The following is a 19,344-nucleotide window of genomic DNA, read 5'->3' as shown; positions in this document are numbered from 1 at the left end:
GTTTATATTCTTTAAAAATAAGGCATTACGAATAGCAGTTACCATCCGATTATCAACAAGAAGAAATTCTCCTGATAAAAAGTAAAAAAATACATACCACATTCCTCATTTTCTCTTTACTGTGGCACATTGCTTGATAATGGATAAACATATTTGAAAATAGCAATGGAACCTAGTTTAAATCAAGAAACATTAAGCAATGATGAAGTGACTGTAATACTTGCTCTTTTGGATAAAGATTTACAAGAAATGATGCTTTATTGTGTTGAACATCAATGGAAATTTGAAATGATTAATTCATATAACCTACAACTTCGTATTCCCAAGGATTCTATTCATCTGCTTTTTTATTTAGGGCATAAAGTTTTATCAGGAGATAAGCCATCAATTTACAATTGATAGTTTAGATTTTTTATCTTTTTATTGATCTCGGTTATTAGATCCTGCAAAACAAATATTCAATTATTTGTTTTACAAAAAAAACACAAAAAGTGCACAAATTAAATAAAAAATTATATATTTGCGCTCAACAGAAACGAGGATTACTAACGATTTTAACTAAAAAGGAGAAAATGAAGATTCCCATATTCTCCACTCTTGTAAAACTATCAAAACTATGAAGAAACTTTTTTTTCTTTTATTAGCAACTTTTGCACTAATAGGATGTAGCTCAGATGATGATACGATCTATGATTACATCGGAACCTGGTCAGGAACTTATGATGGAAGCGATAAAGGGGTTTGGAATATTGTAGTCGCAAGTGATGGAACCGTAAATGGAACAATGCATTCTGATGTTAATAATGAAAATTACAAGATTGCCGGTCATTTAAATGATTCAGGGGAGTTAAATGCTTCAGTTGGTCTTCCGTCTGATGGTTCTTTCAACGGAAACCTGGGTACTGATAAAAAAGGAAACGGAAGCTGGACAAATGCTGTTCCTACTCCTACAAGATCCGGATCATGGACTGGGGAAAAAGATAAAAGTCAATAAGGTTTATTACTACATATAAAAAGGTGGCCAGTGGTCACCTTTTTTTGTTTCTTATTTAAAACGTAAAAATCTCCGGTATGCTACCGGAGATTTATCTTAATAATATATAAAAAAATGATGTGGTGTGTTGCTTTTATATAATCAATTTTAAGGAAAACCTTAATATTTATCGTATGTAAAGCATGATTTGCGTGTGCGCTTTTGTTATCTGCAAATACTGTACCCTATGAAGTGATTTTTTCAATAAAATTTCAAGTTTAATGTCAACTTATAGAATATCAATAGATTAAATTTACATCATCTATCATATAAAAAAAAGCCCGCAAAGCCCATTAACATTAAAAAAACAGAATTCAAAAAAAATCCTGCGTAGTGCAGGATTCATTTTATTCATATGTATAAGCTGTAAAATTGAGTACTATCAGAAATTTTACTTAGTATTTTTCAATTGCAAAGCACGTTGTAAAAAGGACTGATTTGCCAGTTTTTCTTCTGCTTCATCAATGGCTTTTAATAAGTGATTGTTATTGTCGGCAATTTCTCCCAAAACAGTTGAAATAAGTTCCCATACAGGCTTCATTTTTTCGATGAGTTCAAGGCCCTTGGGTGCTAATCCGATCAAACGTTTTCTTTCATCCTGCTTATCCTTTTTTGAAATAATCATCTTCTCCTTTTCAAGTTCCTTAAGTAAGCTTATTGTAGAGGGATGGGTATACCCTATTTCATTGGCCAGCTCCACAACACTCAGGGGCTGTTTATGATAAAGTGTAAAGATAACAGGAAACCACTTAGGCTCAAAATCAATATCAAATGCCTTATAAACCAAAGCTCCATCTTTACGGAGCTGTTCACTTAGCCTCTGCAATCTTGTGGATATCGCAAGAATTCCGGATTCGTTAATAACATTCATTAGATCTCATTTAAATTAAGAATATAAAAGACGTTATCAGCACTCATCAGAGGAAATAAAGGAGGGAGATCTTCTTTGGCAATTTTCTGAAACCGGTTACGTTCATAAAAACGCATGGCCGCATTCAGCACAGAAACTGTCCCCAGCATAATTTCTTCAATTTTATTTTCCCTACAATACGAAATCAGGATATCTAATAATTTTTGTGCGATCTGATGTTCTTTTCCCCTGAATTCTTTTTTAACAAACATCTTTCTGATGGCTGCAGCCTTTTCGTCAAATTTAACTAAAGCAATGGTACCTACCAACTCTTTATCCAGAAAAGCGCCCCAAAAGTTTCCGCCCCCTTCTCTATAAAAGCTTTCAATCTTTAAAAGATCCGGCTGGTCTTCGATCGTGATAGGAATATTAAATTCTTTTTGCTGAATATTCAGAATCAAATCTATGACTTGTTCGGAATAAGTATTACCGATAGGTTGGATTTCTAATGTCATAATTTTATTTAATGTACAAAACTACGTAGTTAACTACATAAAAACAAATATATTTAATCAATCAACAATAATTTATGTTATCAATAAAAAGACGCATACAATAACTGCATGCGTCTGATCTATTTAAAAAGTGTCGGGGGAATTACTTCCAACCCCCACCTAGTGCCTGGTATAAGTCAACTGCAGCTTTCATTTTGTTGTATTCTGCATTTGAAATATTCAATTCTGCATTCAATGAATTTACACTCGCATTCAACACTTCAAGGTAATTGGCCATACCATAGTTAACCAATTCCTGAGAAAAATCGACTGACTTTTTATACGCGTCCAGTTCCTTTCTTTTAAGTTCAATAAAAGAATCCTGCACTCCAAATACCCGTATTGCATCAGATACTTCTTTTCCTGCAGTAAGAACTGTTTTTCTAAAATTCAGATAAGCCGTTTCCTGATTGGCCAGGCTCACGTCATAATTCGTTTTGATCTGTCTTCTGTTGAGAATAGGTTGTGCCAATCCTGTTACTACATTGGCAAATAACGAATTCACACTGAATAAATGATCAATATCTACAGACTGTACTCCACCGGTTCCGGTAAGTTTTAGTGTAGGGTAAAACTGTGCTTTCGCAGAGTTGGTTAATTCGAAAGCATTCATCAGATTGTATTCCGCACGCATTACATCAGGACGGTTGGCCAGTAATTGAGCCGGATATCCAAGCTTGATATCCTTCGGAAGGCTTTGGCTTTCTAGTGTTGATCTTTCAATAGCATGAGAAGGTTCTCCCATCAACAGACTCATTGTATTCTCCAAAGACTGGATTTGAGTATCAATATCAATAAGTAGAGATTTCGCATTAAAAACCAACGCTTCACTTTGCTGAACCGCCACTTCAGTTACCGTTCCTGACTCTTTCAGAGCTTTTGTTGTTTCAAGGTTTTTTTCCCGGACATCAATGGTTTCCTGAATAATTCTTTTCTGCGAATCGAAAGTCAGCAGTTGATAATAAGCAGAAGCTACTGAGGCTACCAAACTGCTTTTTACAGCCTTGTGTGCGGCAACTGTTCCTAAATAAGTGGCAAGCTGCGCTTTTTCCTGAGCTTTTAATTTACCCCAGATATCCGCTTCCCAACCTATAGTCGCTGTAATATCAAACTGATTTACATAACGTCTTTCTCCAATGATCTGACCAAACTGGGTATTGATGGATTGGGTTTGAAACGTGTAATTGGGCCCGACTGAAACCGTTGGCTGATATGCTGCTTTACTTTGTTTAAGATAAGCTTCGGCAGAGGCAATACTCTGTAATGCAATTCTGATATCTAAATTGTTTTCTAAAGCTTTTGAAATATGCCCCTGTAATATGGGATCCGTAAAAATTTCTTTCCAGGAGATATCAGCAATACTTGCACTGTCCTTAGGAAGCATATCAGTACGGAAAAGCTTTTCGTCCACGACATTTTTCGGTCTTTCATACTCTTTTCTCGCCATACATGATGAAATGGCTCCCAGTATGAAAACTGAAAAAGTTATTCCTTTTATGATGTTTATTAAACTTTTCATTGTTAAAAATTGGAAGTTAGAAACCAGAGGTTAGAAGTAAGATCGGAAATTCAATTATTCTTCTACTTCTACCTCTCTGGTTTTTATTTTTATTCAGCTAAATTGATGTCTTCTCTTTTAATCGGTTTGATTTTTTCCTGCAATGTTTCAAAGATCACATACAATACAGGAATTACGATAAGCCCTAATACCGTTCCTATCAATAATCCAATGGCAGCACCCGTTGCAATAGATCTGTTTCCTACCGCTCCGATTCCACTTGCCAGCACCAATGGTAATAGACCAAATATAAAGGCAAATGAGGTCATCAGAATCGGTCTTAATCTTGCCTTCGCAGCATTGATTGCAGACATGACAATGGTTTCACCATGATGTCTTCTCTGAACTGCAAATTCAACAATCAAAATGGCATTTTTAGCCAATAATCCGACCAACATGATCAAGGCAATCTGGAAATAGATATTGTTTTCCAAGCCCATGATTTTTTGTCCAAAATAAGCTCCCATTACCCCTAATGGAAGTGAGATCACAACAATCAGCGGAAGAATATAACTTTCATATTGCGCAGAAAGGATAAAGTAAACAAAAATTAAACTTAGCCCAAAGATTAATACGGTCTGAGATCCGGAGTTTAATTCTTCTCTTGTCAATCCGGTAAACTCAACATCGTAATTCTGATTCAGGGTTTCTTTCGCTACCTGCTGTACCGCAGTAATAGCATCCCCGGAACTGTACCCCTGGGAATTACCCCCTGTAATTTTTACTGATGTAAAAAGGTTATAACGACTTACAGACTGTGGACCATATGTTTTGTCTAATGTCACAAATTGCGAAATAGGAGACATTATACCCGAACCTGTTTTTACATAGAGATCGTTAAGATTATCGATGTTTTTTCTGTTTTCAGGAAGAGCCTGAACCATTACTCGGAATTGTTTTCCGTATTTCGTAAAGTCAGCTGTATAAATCCCTCCAATATATCCCTGCATTGTACTTAGGATGCTATTTACAGAAACTCCTAATTGTTTTGCCAAAGGAACATTAATTTCCATTTGATATTGCGGGTACTTTGTATTGAACGAGGTCTGTGCAAACTCTATCTCGGGTCTTTCCATAAGCTTACCGATGAATTCATTAGTTTTATCATCAAGCGCTGTATATTCACCACCGGATTTATCCAGCAATACCATCTCAAATCCTGCACTATTACCAAAACCGGGTACACTTGGTGGCTGAAAGAATACGACTTTGGCATCCGGTACTTTCCCTGAAATTCCAAATAGTTTTTTCGTAATATCTTCAGAGGTTAAATTATCTTTTTTCCTTTCATCAAAAGGTTTTAATTTAATAAAGGCAAGACCATTATTACTTCCGTTTCCGGATAAGAAACCTCTACCGGTAGAAATGGTAACGTTTTGGACTCCCGGAATTTTCATTGCGTTAGCCTGTAGTGTTTTCAATGCATTATAGGTTCTTTCCATAGATGATCCCGGAGGAAGCTGCACATCGGTAAAGATAATTCCACGGTCTTCAGTAGGAACGAATCCTTTTTTCATCGTTGAACTTGCCCAGAATAAAATTCCTCCTGTAATGGCAAAGATGATCAGGGTAACCCATTTATGCCTTAATAAGAAAACAAATCCTCTTCCGTAACGTTCAGTGGTTGTTCTAAATGCTATATTGAATTTATAGAAGAACTTCTGAAGGATATTCATATTCTTGTATTCCTGGTGATGCTCAGAATGAGGTTTAAGGAATAGTGAACATAAAACCGGACTTAACGTTAATGCATTGATTGCCGAAATGATGATCGCTACGATAAGTGTAATACCAAACTGCTGATAGAATACCCCTGTCGGACCGGTAATAAAAGTTACCGGAATAAATACGGATGCCATTACCAATGTAATTGAAATAATTGCTCCAGTAATCTCATCCATCGCTTCTACGGTAGCCTTTTTAGCATCGGAAATACCATGCTCCATCTTAGCATGAACGGCCTCGACGACGACAATGGCATCATCCACTACAATACCAATAGCAAGTACTAACGCGAATAAGGTTAAAAGGTTGAGTGAATATCCAAACAAATTCAGGAAGAAGAATGCTCCCACAATAGATACCGGAACTGCAATAGCCGGAATCAAAGTAGATCTGAAATCCTGTAAGAAAATATACACTACAATGAATACCAGAATAAATGCTTCAATTAAGGTATGAACAACCTTATCAATAGAGGCATCAAGGAACTCATTGGTATCAAAGTTGAAAGTATATTTTATCCCTTTAGGAAAACTTCCCTCTGATGCTTTTAAGTATGCTTTAATATTCTTAATAATGTCCTGAGCATTGGAACCTGGCGTCTGAAAGAATCCCATACTGATGGAAGGATTATTTCCATTCTCCCCAATTCCGGTATAAGATTGCCCAGCCAATTCAACTTTGGCAACATCTTTAAGCATCAGATTCTGGCCATCGGCAAGAGACTTGATAATGATGTTATCATATTGAGATTTCTCGTTGAATTTCCCTACATATTTAATGATGTATTCAAAAGAACTACCACTGTTTTGTCCGATGGATCCAGCTGCTGCTTCTCTACTCTGCTCATTAATGGCCGCTGTAACATCATCCGGTGTTACTCCATAGGCTGCCATTTTCGCAGGATCCAGCCATATTCTCATCGAGTAGTTTTTCCCACCGAAAACCTGAGCATCTCCAACTCCATTAATCCTTTTGATATTAGGAATAATGTTAATATTCAGGAAATTTTGAAGATAAACGTCATCGAGGTCCTTATTTTCGGAATAGAAAGACATATACATCAAGGCACTGGTTTGCTGCTTCTGAGTAACAACCCCTGAACGGGTTACTTCACTTGGAAGTAATGGTGTTGCTCTTGTAACACGGTTCTGTACGTTTACCGCTGCAATATCCGGATCAATCCCCTGCTTAAAGAAAACCTGAATATTGGCAGATCCATCGTTTCCTGCAGAAGAAGTGATATAATCCATTCCTTCTACCCCGTTAATCTGTTCCTCCAAAGGAACTACCACACTTTTCATCACCGTCTCCGCGTTAGCTCCCGTATAGTTTGCTGTAACACTCACTGTAGGAGGCGCAATGTCCGGGTACTGGGTAACAGGCAATGAAATAAGGCCTAAAACACCGAGTATAACAATTAATATTGAAATAACAGTGGATAAAACCGGTCTGTTAATAAAGTTTTTTATCATTAGAATTTCGGTTTTATAGATTGAACGAGGCTATCCATTTTTATAGGTTTTGGCTTTACAGGAGTTCCGGATTTCAAACCACCGATACCTGCTGCCACTATAGTTTCTCCTTTATTTATTCCTGATTTTATTAACGCCATGTTGTCAATTCTGTCAATTACATTTACTACTACATTTTTAGCAGTATCCTTTTCAACTTTATACACATAAACAATTCCCTGTTGTTCGTATGTGGCACTTTCCGGAACAACCAAAACGCTATCATACGCTTTAGGTAATCTTATTGTTCCACTGTTCCCGTTGCTAAGTAACTTTTGGGCATTTGAAAATGCTACTCTGAACTGAATGGTTCCTGTAGTGGGATCAATTTGTCCTGTAATAGCTTCGATCTTCCCTTTTTCAGGATAAATACTTCCATTAGCCAGCTGTAAATCAACCATAGGAAGATTTTTGATTTTCTCAGGCATTGTAGCTCCTACAGATTTCTCCAAAAAGTTGAAATATTCTTTTTCGTTCATCGAAAAATAGGCGAAGACCTCGGAAGTATCTGAAATTGTCGTTAAAGGAGTCTGATCAGTCGGTCCTACCAAGCTACCCACTTTTAAAGGAAGTTTTCCAACAACCCCCGAAATAGGTGCGCGAATAATAGAATATTCGATATTAGCTTCTACCCCTTTGTAATTGGCTGTCGCCTGACGTTTTGAAGCAACCGCCTGCTGAAGCTGTGCCTGAGCCTGAGCCAGGTTAGCCTGTGCTGTTTGAAGCTGTACGTTACTGATGATATTCTTAGCAACCAGAGGTTTAAGTTTATTCACTTCCACCTGAGCTGCATTTACCGAAGCCTGTGCAGCAGCCACCGTTGATTCGGCAGCACCGATACCTGCCTTTGCAGCAGCTGCATTTTCAGTAAGTATATTCGTTTCAAGACGGAATAAAGGTTGTCCTTTGGTTACATATTGCCCTTCGTCTACTAATAGTTGGGTAATATATCCCTGAATCTTAGCCCTTACATCATTATTTACTCTACCTTGTATGCTCGCAGGGAATGTCTGGTATCCTACGATATTCTTTTGTTCCACCGAAATTACAGGGTAAGGTTTTGCACCATCCTGTTTTGGAGCTTCTTTTTTGCAGGCTGTCAGTGAGATAGCTGCAACAGAAAGTATGAATAGTTTATTTGTCATTTTAAATTATAGTTTATTAATAGATTCCTGAATATTTGAAATGTTTTTATTCAATAGCGCCTTATAAATACTAAGTTTTTCATTGTAATGTTCATCGTGTACCTTTCTAAAGTTATTTAAATCGTCTAGTAGTTTTAGTTCATCCTGTAATTTCTGGAGAATTTTTTCAAACCTTATCTTCATATGCTCATCATTGATAAAGAAATACCGCTTCCTCTCATCGATCTTATTATGGTCGATAATAAGCTGAGAGTTGAGTAATAATGAAATACTGGTGGAAACGGAACTTTTACTGGCTGAGAGCACTTCTACAAATTCGTCAAAAGTAATTCCTACTTTTTCAAAATCGAAGATGAGATAAGCATATATTTTTGAAGCTAATGGAGGAATATTCAGGTTGGTACCATAGAATTTTACGGCATCCTGAAAAATTTTTTCATCAACTTCTATACTTTTATGCATAATATACAAATTTGAACAAAAGTATAAATTAGTTCAGAACTAAACGAACAAACGCAATAGAGTTTATAAATATATAGCGTTTTAAAAATTCAATGGAAAAGGATTTAACCTTTCGCTCAAATTATAATCTTCTCGAATGCTTTTCGGACTCCTCCGGCAAGAACTACTTCACCGCAATAGGAATAACCTTGCTTTTCAAGAATCTTCAGCATGGCAATATTATCATAATTAGTGTCTACTTTTACACTCAATACCCCCTGGCTTTTTGTGTAATTTTCTATATGATCAAATAGTTTTTTTACGAGTCCCTGTCCGGCAAACTCTTCGGAAACAGCTACACGGTGAACAACAACAAACTCACCGTCACTGAGCCATGCCCCATCAATGGTACTATAAGCAGGCTCGTCATTAAATATCAGGGCAACATAAACGGCAATAACATCATCTACTGTAAGAACAAAACCAAAACCTTTCGAAATATCACTTTCTATAGTATCTTCATTCGGATAACCATTTTGCCACTGAGTACTCCCGTCCAATCTTCTCCTTTCGATTGATTGCTGGATAATGTCCCAGATGATATTTTTCTCTTTAATTTCGGCCTTTCTGAACTTAATTTGCTGCGTCATAGATTCTTAATTGTTGTCAGGATTTAAAAGAAAGAAAATTAAGATTATTTTCAACCTTATATATTTCTTTAGCATTAAATTTAAATAAAAAAACCGAAAATTAATTGAATTAATTTTCGGTTCGAAGTAGTAAAATTTAAAATTATGAAATTGTTTTATTGGTTTGCACTTTGTTGTATATAAGTGTCAATAATTTCAAATGCTTTTTTCTCATCTTCAAGATCCACCATGAGCTTTAGCGATGTTGCCGTTGGCGTTGTTGTAAAAGTGAGATAATTATTTTCAACTGTGTTTGTGATTTGAGCGTCATCTAATTTAGACTTGATCAATTGAATTTCTGAAGGATTATCACTTTCAAAAACTGATACTCTCGTACTTCTTTCCATATTTCATCCTTTTTTGAATATCTAAATATAGTAAGATTTTTCCTAAATCACAAATCCACCGTTTTAAATTTTGTTAATATTATTTTCAATTTTATCGAGAGCCAATTGAATTTCTTCTCTCGAAACATTCAAATGTGGCCTGAAACGAACGGATTGATCACCGCATGGTAAAATTATTAATCCATCTTTGAAAAGTTCATTTACTAAAAGATTTCTTTGTCCTCCGGAAGGTAAATCTACTGCACACATCAATCCTCTTCCTCTTGCATTGGAAATCTTTTCAGGATATTTCTGAGCCAGATTTTGCAACCCTTCCAATAGATATTCTCCAACCTCCTTAGCATTCTCAACAAGGTTTTCTTTTTCGATCACTTCCATAACCAATTGAAAACGGAGCATGTCTATAAAGTTTCCTCCGAATGTAGAATTGATTCTTGAACTCTCTCTGAAAACATTGTTCGGAACTTCATCAAATTTTTCTTTATTTGCTAAAACACCACAAACCTGCGCTTTTTTACCAAAAGAAATAATGTCCGGCTTAGCCGTAAAATGTTGGAAAGCCCACATTTTTCCGGTAATTCCAATACCTGTCTGAACTTCATCAAAAATCAGCAGGATCTCATTCTGATCACACAGCTTTCTTAGTTCAACGAAAAATTCATCCCTGAAGTGATTATCTCCTCCTTCTGCCTGGATCGGCTCAATGATAATGCATGCCACTTTATCAGGATTGGAAAGAATTGCCTCTTCGATGTGCAATAACGCCATTCTTTCATTTTTAATGGTCTCTTCAAGATTTTCCTCTGTAATAGGAAAGCTTAATTTTGGATTAAGGATCCTTGGCCATTCAAACATCGGGAAATATTGATACTTTCTTGGATCGGAAGTATTGGTTAAGCTTAAAGTATAACCGCTTCTTCCATGAAATGCCTGTCTGAAGTGAATACAAATTCCGGCTTCTGTCTGAAGTCCTTTAGCAAAATTTTTGCGGGTTTTCCAGTCGAAACATGCCTTCATTGCATTTTCAACACCTAGGGTTCCCCCTTCAATAAAAAACGCATATTGCAATTCTTCCGGAATAACCACTCTTTCAAAAACTTCTAAAAAATGAGCATATTCTTCGGAATAAACATCTGCCAGGGTAGGCTTATTAACCGCCATTTTACCTAGCCAATCTGATTTACTTACAAGATAAGGGTGATTGTATCCTATAGATCCTGAACCGAACATAGAAAACATATCCAAAAATTCTCTGTCAGTAAGTTTGTCATATAACCATGATCCATGAGATCTTTCGATATCCATAACGAAATCAAAACCATCTGCAAGTACATGTTTACCTACTGTTTCTTTAACTTTATTTGCTTTTATATCAATTGTTTGTTCCATAATATTTTGATGTGATTTAAAAATTGAATGATTAAAAGGTTTAAGCATTCATGGGTATTAATTTTTAAATTCTTAAATCTTAAAATGATTTAAATGTTGTTTTTTTATTAAATATCAAATTTAATCCCTTGTGCCAAAGGAAGGTTTGTAGTATAATTAATGGTATTCGTTTGTCTTCTCATATAGTATTTCCAAACGTCAGAACCGGATTCTCTACCTCCTCCTGTTTCTTTTTCACCACCGAAAGCTCCGCCGATTTCAGCACCTGAAGTTCCGATATTTACATTGGCAATTCCACAATCTGAACCTGCATGGGAAAGGAATAATTCTGCCTCTCTTAAGTTTTGGGTCATAATTGCAGAAGACAATCCCTGAGGAACATCATTTTGAATAGCGATGGCTTCGTCAAGAGTTTTGTATTTGATCAAATAAAGAATTGGTGCAAAAGTTTCATGCTGCACAATCTCGTATGAGTTTTTTACTTCCGCGATACATGGTTTTACATAGCATCCTGATTCATATTCTTTACCGCTTAGAACGCCGCCTTCAACGATGAATTTACCGCCTTCTTTTTTACATTTTTTTATTGATTCTTCGTATTGGGTAACAGCGCCGGTATCGATCAATGGTCCCACATGATTGGATTCATCTAACGGGTTTCCTATTTTCAGCTGTCCGTATGCTTTTACCAATCTGTTTTTCACTTCATCGTAAACGCTTTCATGAATAATCAGTCTTCTTGTAGATGTACATCTTTGTCCTGCAGTTCCTACAGCTCCAAATACAGCCCCAATGATAGACATATCAAGATCAGCATCTTTAGAGATAATGATGGCGTTATTTCCACCTAGCTCAAGGATTGATTTTCCAAATCTCTCTGCTACTTTAGAAGAAACCATTCTTCCTACTCTTGTAGAACCTGTAAACGAAATTAAAGAAACACGCTTATCTTCAACTAATTTTTGCCCGATCTCATGATCTGAAATCAATACACTTGAAATCCCTTCAAAAAGATTATTTTCTTTAAGAACTTCTGCTAAAATATTTTGACATGCAATTGCACAGAAAGGTGTTTTTTCGGAAGGCTTCCAGATCGTAACATTCCCACAAATCCATGATAATGCTGTATTCCAAGCCCAAACAGCTACCGGAAAGTTAAAAGCCGTAATGATTCCCACAATCCCTAGCGGGTGATATTGTTCGTACATTCTGTGACCTGGTCTTTCAGAATGCATCGTATATCCATGAAGCTGTCTTGATAGACCAACCGCAAAATCACAGATATCAATCATCTCCTGAACTTCACCAAGACCTTCCTGCAGGGATTTTCCCATTTCATACGAAACAAGTTTTCCCAAATCATCTTTATATTCTCTTAGTTTTAGACCTAATTGTCTTACGATTTCCCCCCTTTTAGGCGCCGGGATTAACCTGAATTCCTGAAAAGCCTTTTGAGCAGACTGAATTACCTTTTCATAATCACCCTCATTCGATGTTTTTACTTTAGCAATTAATTTTCCATCAACAGGAGAATAACTTTCAATTACTTTCCCCGATGCAAAGTATTTCCCCCCTACAGAAGTTCCTTTGTTGTCATCTTTAATACCTAGATTTTTTAGGGATTTCTCGATACCGAAATCCTTGACTTTTTTAGACATAAAATATTCCTTTTCGTTTTCTCTAAAGATAAAAATATTATGCGAACCGCAAAAAATTAATTTTCATAACGTTTTTATTTGGACTAATTATAAACATACCTATCTTTGTCATATCAATAGTTTAATTTCGGAAATGGAAAATAATAAACCACTAGACGAGCAGCCTGTCAAAGAGAATACTTCAAAATGGAAACAATGGGTTAAGCGTTTTGGGATCGGAGGGATTATATTCTTTACCGTAAAAGGGATTATTACGTCAACCCTTATCTATTTTCTCGGAAAAAATTTCTGGACTATCATCAGTAATTATTTTACCGCTCTATTCGATTAATAGAGCATATTATTAAAATAAAAAAAGCAGAGAAATTTTCTCTGCTTTCTTTTTTCGGAAGCTTAACTAAAAGCTAATGATAAATTGGCAACTGGTATAGTTACTATTTATTCTATTGAGCTATCAAACCTATTGGTTACATTATATGTTTTGTCTTTTACTATAATATCATAACCTCCTTTATCCAGAATAAGATATCCTGAGTCTTTATCACTCTGTAATTCTATCATATCCGCAGGAACACCATTATTGTCAAACTCTCCTTTTCTATAGGCAAAAATTAAAGAAGGATAACTTTTAATCTTTGATTTTGGTACTTCATAAAGTTTCCGGTTTTCATTAAGCATCCAACGAGGTCTATCTTTGATATATGTTGTAACGGGATGAACCACTTTTATATCCGTAAAAGGTTCAATTTGACTTCCTTTGAATGCCTTGTTATTTTCGTCCAGCAAAACGACAGGATCCTTCCCCTTTATAATTTTTAATAGAGGACTATTACGTTCGGTAACACTTTTTTCAGAAAACTCTGTTTGGTCAATTGTAAATGGGTTGATTTTTGTTAAGTCGGAAAGTCTTCCTGCCATGGTTTTTTCCCAATATGGATCTTTTCCTTCATATGCGTGCCCATAACCGCAGTAAATAATATATTTTCCATTTTTATTTTCCTGCATAAATTTATAGATGTTATCCGCTTGTTTTATCTCTCTGTCTTTTCCGTTTTCTCCTTGTACTGCTTCATATTTAAAGAGAGTAAAACCCAGATCTAAAGCTGTTTTAATAAAACTACCAAATTGTGGTTCAGAGGTGTAAAAACCACTTTTTGTTGTAGGAAACTTTCTAACATTTATTGAATCATCTCCAATAGCTTCCAAGCCCAAATAACGATAACCGTTTTCATAAAGTCCTTTTAAGAGGGATGTTGCAAATGTTCTATGACTTGCGTAATGATGTGCTTCATTAAGAATTACTATTTGCTCTTTTTTTGTTTGGTCTAAAATATAATTTTTAGCATTTTCAACTTTAAGCTTTACTAATTTCAAACTGTCATCTTTAGATATTTTTCTTCTTTTACGTCCAAGTTTATCCCAGGTTTGTAAACCCTTAATGTAATAGTTCGAAACGGAATATTTCATTGCTCCCACCTGATATCTGTAATCGTCTCCATTTTTATCATTCTGGATGTCATTTTCAATATCATTTGAAAATTTATATTGCTCTTGGGCGAAGGATTTTGTTGAAAATAGTATTACGAATAAGAAAAATGTCTTTTTCACCATATTGCTTTATGTATTATACTGAAAAATATTATTTGGAGTAGTTCATTACTTTATCACTCTAAAATAGTACTTTTATCTATAATTTAAGATTTATATTTTCATTATTAATATACTTATCCCTAATCCTGATTTTATTTTCCTTAGAAAGATTGTTTTACAGTGCAGGAAATCAAAAGCTGTCAAAGTTCCAGCTTTCAATTCCTTCACAATTATTAAACTTAGCAATTTTGCCTTTTAGCTATTCCATCGCTATTCCTTTTTCTTCCTTCCCGACTCAATAAGACTCTGATGAAGCAAATACTCAATTTGTCCGTTTACACTCCTAAACTCATCATTCGCCCACTTCTCAAGAAGTTTATACGTTGATTCTTCTATCCTTATCACAAAGGATTTTTTGCCTTTTTGAGTGCTTTCAGAAGAATTTTGAGATTTTTGAGATTTCATTTTTTACTTTTAAATTTCATGATAAGATCGCCTATGGTTTCAGGTCGATTCTTTAACCAAAAAGAAGTTTTAATTGTATAAAGTTCCTGCATTAAGAACCGGAGTTGCTGCCTTTTCACCACAAAGAACGACCATCAGATTACTCACCATTGCAGCTTTTCTCTCATCATCCAACTCTACGATGTTCTCTGCCGAAAGTTTTTTCAATGCCAGATCAACCATTCCTACCGCGCCCTCTACAATTTTTGTTCTTGCTGCAACAATAGCTGTAGCCTGCTGTCTCTGAAGCATGGCACCTGCAATTTCGGATGCATAAGCCAAGTGTGATATTCTGGCCTCCTGGATTATAATTCCGGCTTTAGAAAGACGATCAGTAAGCTCCTGCTCCAGAATAGAATTGATCTTGTCACCACCCTCTCTTAAAGTAATTGGTGCGTGATCATCTTCCAAATTATCATAAGGAAAGCTCATAGCCAGGTGACGTACCGCTGCCTCACTCTGCATTTTTACAAAATCAGAATAACGTTCTACGTCAAAAGCTGCTTTATAGGTATCCCCTACTTTCCATACGATGACAACAGCAATTTCAATTGGGTTCCCCATTTTATCATTCACTTTTAATGTTTGTCCCTGTAAATTCTCGGAACGAAGCGACATTTTCTGGGATGAGTATAATGGATTGATAAAGAACAGTCCGTTATCTTTCACTGTTCCTACATATTTTCCAAAGAAATTCAATACTCTTGAGTGATTAGGCTGAATGATCATCAGGCCTTTTAAGAAAAAACATGAAGTCAGAAAACAAAGCATGGCTAAAACAACATAAGTAATACTCTGATCTACTCCGCTGATGAAGAAGTAAACTGCAGCTATAAATAAACCCAAACAAATAACAAGGGTTAAGTAGCCGGACATAGGTTTTAAGATTTTTTCCATATAGGTATTAATTTTAAAATGATATTATTTTGATATCATAAAGTTATAAATAAGTTTTGGATTAAAAATGATAATCTTAAAATTTTTTACTTAGTAATAATACCTAATTCCGTTTACCAAAGAAAAATCCCGGAAACTATCGTTCCGGGATTTAGTATGTGTATGTATTTACGCTTATTTTTTGTTCAGCATTTTAAACTTAAAGTAAGAAGCTGCAGACAATAATATCATTACTGAAAGTCCGATATATACCCAAGCCGGTACTGGTACCGGATCTCCTGCTGCATACGAGTGAAGTCCCGTTAAATAATAATTAACTCCAAAATAGGTCATAACCATTGAGCAGAAAGCAAACATTGTTGCTACATGGAACGCCCACTTGCTTCTTAATCCGGGTACCAATCTCATGTGTAACACAAAAGCGTATACCATGATAGAGATAAATGCCCATGTCTCTTTTGGATCCCAGCTCCAGTATCTACCCCATGACTCATTCGCCCAGATTCCTCCTAAAAAGTTCCCTACCGTTAAAGCAAACAAACCTATAGTAAGAGACATCTCAGAAACAATAACCAGCTCTTTTAAAGTAGTATCATGATGAATTTTGTATGTTTCTTTACTCGAAATAATATAGAATACCAGTGAGATGACAGCAATAATCATCGACAGGGCAAAGAATCCATAACTCGATGTAATGATTGCTACGTGCACAATCAGCCAGTATGACTTTAATACAGGTACTAATGGTGTGATCTGTGGATCAAGAGCAGATCCTCCGTGAGCAAATCCCATCATAATAACCGCTACCATAAATCCGGCTGCAGGAATCAAAGCATTGGAGTTTCTATACAATAACAATCCGGCTGAAATACCTACCCATGAAATGAAAATGATTGCTTCATAACCATTACTCCATGGTGCATGCCCGGAAATATACCATCTTGCCACTAATCCAAGGAAATGGAATATATATCCTACCAGACCTAACACAATAATCACCTTGATGATCTTGTTCAATATCTTATTAGGCTTGAATAATTCAACAAAACCTAAAATCAGTAATAGCCCTCCTATCAGTGTATAGAAAATCAGGAGTTTAAAGTTGATATTCACTTTATTCATGAATACCTCCAGATCAACTTTAGATTTAGCCGGAACTACACTTTTACCCCATTTTTGCTGGTATTCTGAAAGTCTTGCCAATTGAGTATCTGCTTTTCTCCAGTCTCCTGTTTTCTGAGCAGCTAATGCTTCAGCAAAATAAGGTCCCATTACCTGTTGAGATTCCATATCCGGTTCGAATTTCTGGTCCAGCCATGAATGCCATGTGTGGTTCGGATCATTTTTCACAGGCACAATTCTCATAAATTGCCCGCTGAAAAATTCATTGAAGATCTGAACTCTTTCATTTACAGAAATAACTTCTTTATCATAATTGGTTTGCTCAGCCGGTTTTTTACGGAAAGCAATATTATAGTCATGCTCAAGGATATAGGTAAGGTTACCGTTAGCATCCGCAGGAAACAAATTCATCAGGGAAGTATAACCATCTTCATCAGCCTTGGTTTTGTTCTTCAGCTCATCTCCTCCTTTAGAACCTACTTTAATGATAGGAACCATTGTCCAGCTAGGAGTGTCGGTGTTAATGGATAAAAACCACTGATTTGCAGTAAGGTATTTTCCATCCGTTCCTTTAAATTCGTCTTTTTTATAAAGCTTTCTTAAAACATCAAGAGCTTCAGTATTGATCGGAACAATTCTTCCTTCAAAATTCTGTACCAAAAGATATCCGAATTTATCTGCATGTTCCTTGCTTATTTTGTTTCTAGCGATGATCTCATCAGCAGAAATTAATCTCATTTTAGAAAACGGAGCAGCCAGAGAATTTTGTTTTTGCGGAGCAGTTTCGGGCTGTCCCATTTGAGGAGCCTGAGTATGATCATCACCTTGTACGTGGATGTGCTCTCTGCTTCCGTCAGTAGTTCCATGGGTTTCAATTTTCTGAGCATTTAATCCTAAACTTAGCAATAATACAATCACCATGGTAGCTCTTTTCTTATTCACATCAGTCAGTATTTTATTTAATTTCCAGAAATGAGATCCTTTCCAGAAGAAAATTAAAAACATACCTAAAAACAAGAATGTATATCCGATATAAGAAATTAAAGTTCCCCAGAAATCATGGTTAACTGACAATACAGTTCCCATTCTGTCCGGATCAAAACTAGCCTGGAAAAAACGGTATCCTCCGTGGTTCAGAACGTGGTTCATATAGATTTTATAAGGTGTCTGCTTACCTCCGTCAATGATCTTCACATGACTCTCATAAGCACTTGGCGATGAACTTCCCGGATATGTTTCCATTACAAAGTCGTCCAGTTTCAGTGCAAAAGGAGTGTTGTATACTTTAGGACCAAAACCTGCCATGATATTCAATCCGTCCATCGTAATCTGCTTGAATGCATTCGGATTTCCTTTTTCTACAGATAGTTCAACCAACTGTTTTGTTTTAGGACCCTGGATTTCTATTTTCAGCATATCAGGAACTGCCTGATCTTTCTTTCTGTCTCCTTCAATCGCGATCAGTTTTCCTTTTCTTAAACCTTCAGGAACAACCAATTTCAGATCATTGATGCTATATAAACTTCTCAATGCCAAAGGTTGGAATTCATCCTTCTTTGTATTTCCGGTCGCCTGAGTTGCCATCGTCATATACGTTGCATCAACGGGAGTTTTAACAAATAATTTCCCTCCTTCATTTTTAAATTCCACAGCTCCTTCAATCGCTCTGTTAAAAGTAACAAGCGTTCCATTAATGGATTTTGTTTCACCTGGCTTGATGTAGATATTCTGTCTTCCGGTCTGCCCCGTTGAAACCAAATGCAGGTATTCAGTACCACTCGGGTCGGCCACAAGACTGTCTTTTTTTCTTTGAATATATTCTTTGGCAAAAATCTTTACTTCTTTTCCGTGAAAGTCATAGGTTGCGCTGAAATCTTTGTGTAAAGGAGACATCAGATAAGGAATATCCTGGTAGTTAAGCACATCTCCCTTCTCTTCAATCTGAATCTTAAAGAAGTTTTTATCCGTAACTATTTCATTAGAGGTTTCTCCTTCCCTGATATGCATAGTTCCTTCAAAACTCACATACCTTGTAATAGCTCCCCCGATAAAAATGAAGACAAATGCAAGGTGAAAAACCAAAACCGGCCACTTCTCTCTTTTCCAAAGTCTATATCTGCCGATATTTCCGATAAAATTTAAGATCAGCAATACCATGATCAGCTCAAACCATTTTGCTTCATAAATTAATGCTTTCGCCGTAGGGGTTCCATAATCGTTTTCGAGAAACGTTGCATATGCCATGGCAAATGCAAAGACCAACAGCAAAACCGCCATTGTTCTGGTTGAAATAAGAATATCTTGGATCTTCTTCATGATTTATTTTACTTG

17 protein-coding genes are annotated in these 19,344 nt (G+C 36.0%); 3 read left to right on the top strand and 14 right to left on the bottom strand.

Annotated features, from left to right (window positions below):
• Positions 1–165: 165 nt before the first annotated feature.
• On the top strand, positions 166–399 hold the full coding sequence (locus tag AC0INN_RS05435) for a hypothetical protein (protein ID WP_306612134.1): 234 nt from the start codon (positions 166–168) through the stop codon (positions 397–399).
• 217 nt (positions 400–616) lie between these two features.
• Positions 617–994, top strand: a complete 378-nt coding sequence (locus AC0INN_RS05430; protein WP_172283038.1) for a membrane lipoprotein lipid attachment site-containing protein — start codon at positions 617–619, stop codon at positions 992–994.
• Between the two features lie 430 nt (positions 995–1,424).
• Here AC0INN_RS05430 and AC0INN_RS05425 read toward each other — a convergent pair whose 3' ends face one another.
• The 10 genes from AC0INN_RS05425 to amaB all read right to left on the bottom strand — a co-directional run bounded on the left by AC0INN_RS05425 (position 1,425) and on the right by amaB (position 12,900).
• Entirely contained in the window at positions 1,425–1,904 is a 480-nt protein-coding gene (locus AC0INN_RS05425; RefSeq protein WP_172283040.1) for a MarR family winged helix-turn-helix transcriptional regulator, read from the bottom strand.
• The gene (locus AC0INN_RS05420) at positions 1,904–2,398 is read right to left on the bottom strand and encodes a GNAT family N-acetyltransferase (protein ID WP_306612130.1); all 495 of its coding nucleotides are present in this window, start codon (positions 2,396–2,398) and stop codon (positions 1,904–1,906) included. Before AC0INN_RS05420 ends, AC0INN_RS05425 begins: the two co-directional genes overlap by 1 nt.
• A gap of 142 nt (positions 2,399–2,540) precedes the next feature.
• Positions 2,541–3,956, bottom strand: coding sequence for a TolC family protein (locus AC0INN_RS05415; RefSeq protein WP_306612128.1), 1,416 nt, complete (start codon positions 3,954–3,956; stop codon positions 2,541–2,543).
• An 89-nt stretch (positions 3,957–4,045) separates the two neighbouring features.
• Positions 4,046–7,192 carry an efflux RND transporter permease subunit gene (locus tag AC0INN_RS05410; RefSeq protein WP_172283046.1) on the bottom strand — a complete coding sequence of 1,049 codons (3,147 nt, stop codon included), beginning with the start codon at positions 7,190–7,192 and terminating at the stop codon, positions 4,046–4,048.
• Positions 7,192–8,376 (bottom strand): efflux RND transporter periplasmic adaptor subunit, encoded by a 1,185-nt coding sequence (locus AC0INN_RS05405; protein WP_172283048.1) that lies wholly within the window; start codon positions 8,374–8,376, stop codon positions 7,192–7,194. Before AC0INN_RS05405 ends, AC0INN_RS05410 begins: the two co-directional genes overlap by 1 nt.
• Positions 8,377–8,382: 6 nt before the next feature.
• On the bottom strand, positions 8,383–8,838 hold the full coding sequence (locus tag AC0INN_RS05400; RefSeq protein ID WP_172283050.1) for a transcriptional regulator: 456 nt from the start codon (positions 8,836–8,838) through the stop codon (positions 8,383–8,385).
• 116 nt (positions 8,839–8,954) lie between these two features.
• The gene (locus AC0INN_RS05395) at positions 8,955–9,467 is read right to left on the bottom strand and encodes a GNAT family N-acetyltransferase (RefSeq protein ID WP_172283053.1); all 513 of its coding nucleotides are present in this window, start codon (positions 9,465–9,467) and stop codon (positions 8,955–8,957) included.
• Between the two features lie 155 nt (positions 9,468–9,622).
• Positions 9,623–9,853 (bottom strand): DUF2007 domain-containing protein, encoded by a 231-nt coding sequence (locus AC0INN_RS05390; protein ID WP_172283056.1) that lies wholly within the window; start codon positions 9,851–9,853, stop codon positions 9,623–9,625.
• Between the two features lie 63 nt (positions 9,854–9,916).
• On the bottom strand, positions 9,917–11,242 hold the full coding sequence (lat, locus tag AC0INN_RS05385) for an L-lysine 6-transaminase (RefSeq protein ID WP_172283058.1): 1,326 nt from the start codon (positions 11,240–11,242) through the stop codon (positions 9,917–9,919).
• A 107-nt stretch (positions 11,243–11,349) separates the two neighbouring features.
• The gene (gene amaB, locus AC0INN_RS05380) at positions 11,350–12,900 is read right to left on the bottom strand and encodes an L-piperidine-6-carboxylate dehydrogenase (RefSeq protein WP_172283061.1); all 1,551 of its coding nucleotides are present in this window, start codon (positions 12,898–12,900) and stop codon (positions 11,350–11,352) included.
• Positions 12,901–13,033: 133 nt separating this feature from the next.
• On the opposite strand from amaB, the gene AC0INN_RS05375 reads away from it, so the two are divergent.
• Positions 13,034–13,231 carry a hypothetical protein gene (locus AC0INN_RS05375; RefSeq protein ID WP_172283065.1) on the top strand — a complete coding sequence of 66 codons (198 nt, stop codon included), beginning with the start codon at positions 13,034–13,036 and terminating at the stop codon, positions 13,229–13,231.
• 107 nt (positions 13,232–13,338) lie between these two features.
• Here the strand turns inward: AC0INN_RS05375 and AC0INN_RS05370 are convergent, their stop codons facing one another.
• The 4 genes from AC0INN_RS05370 to AC0INN_RS05355 all read right to left on the bottom strand — a co-directional run bounded on the left by AC0INN_RS05370 (position 13,339) and on the right by AC0INN_RS05355 (position 19,329).
• Positions 13,339–14,508, bottom strand: a complete 1,170-nt coding sequence (locus tag AC0INN_RS05370; RefSeq protein ID WP_306612122.1) for a hypothetical protein — start codon at positions 14,506–14,508, stop codon at positions 13,339–13,341.
• Positions 14,509–14,760: 252 nt separating this feature from the next.
• Entirely contained in the window at positions 14,761–14,955 is a 195-nt protein-coding gene (locus AC0INN_RS05365) for a type II toxin-antitoxin system antitoxin (protein ID WP_172283093.1), read from the bottom strand.
• A 69-nt stretch (positions 14,956–15,024) separates the two neighbouring features.
• Positions 15,025–15,891: an SPFH domain-containing protein gene (locus tag AC0INN_RS05360; RefSeq protein WP_172283094.1), complete on the bottom strand. Its 867-nt coding sequence runs from the start codon at positions 15,889–15,891 to the stop codon at positions 15,025–15,027.
• Positions 15,892–16,065: 174 nt separating this feature from the next.
• Positions 16,066–19,329: a cytochrome c biogenesis protein CcsA gene (locus AC0INN_RS05355; protein ID WP_306612119.1), complete on the bottom strand. Its 3,264-nt coding sequence runs from the start codon at positions 19,327–19,329 to the stop codon at positions 16,066–16,068.
• Positions 19,330–19,344: the final 15 nt, after the last annotated feature.

This window comes from Chryseobacterium subflavum, assembly GCF_055762745.1.
This window is presented reverse-complemented; position numbering and strand designations above follow the sequence as displayed.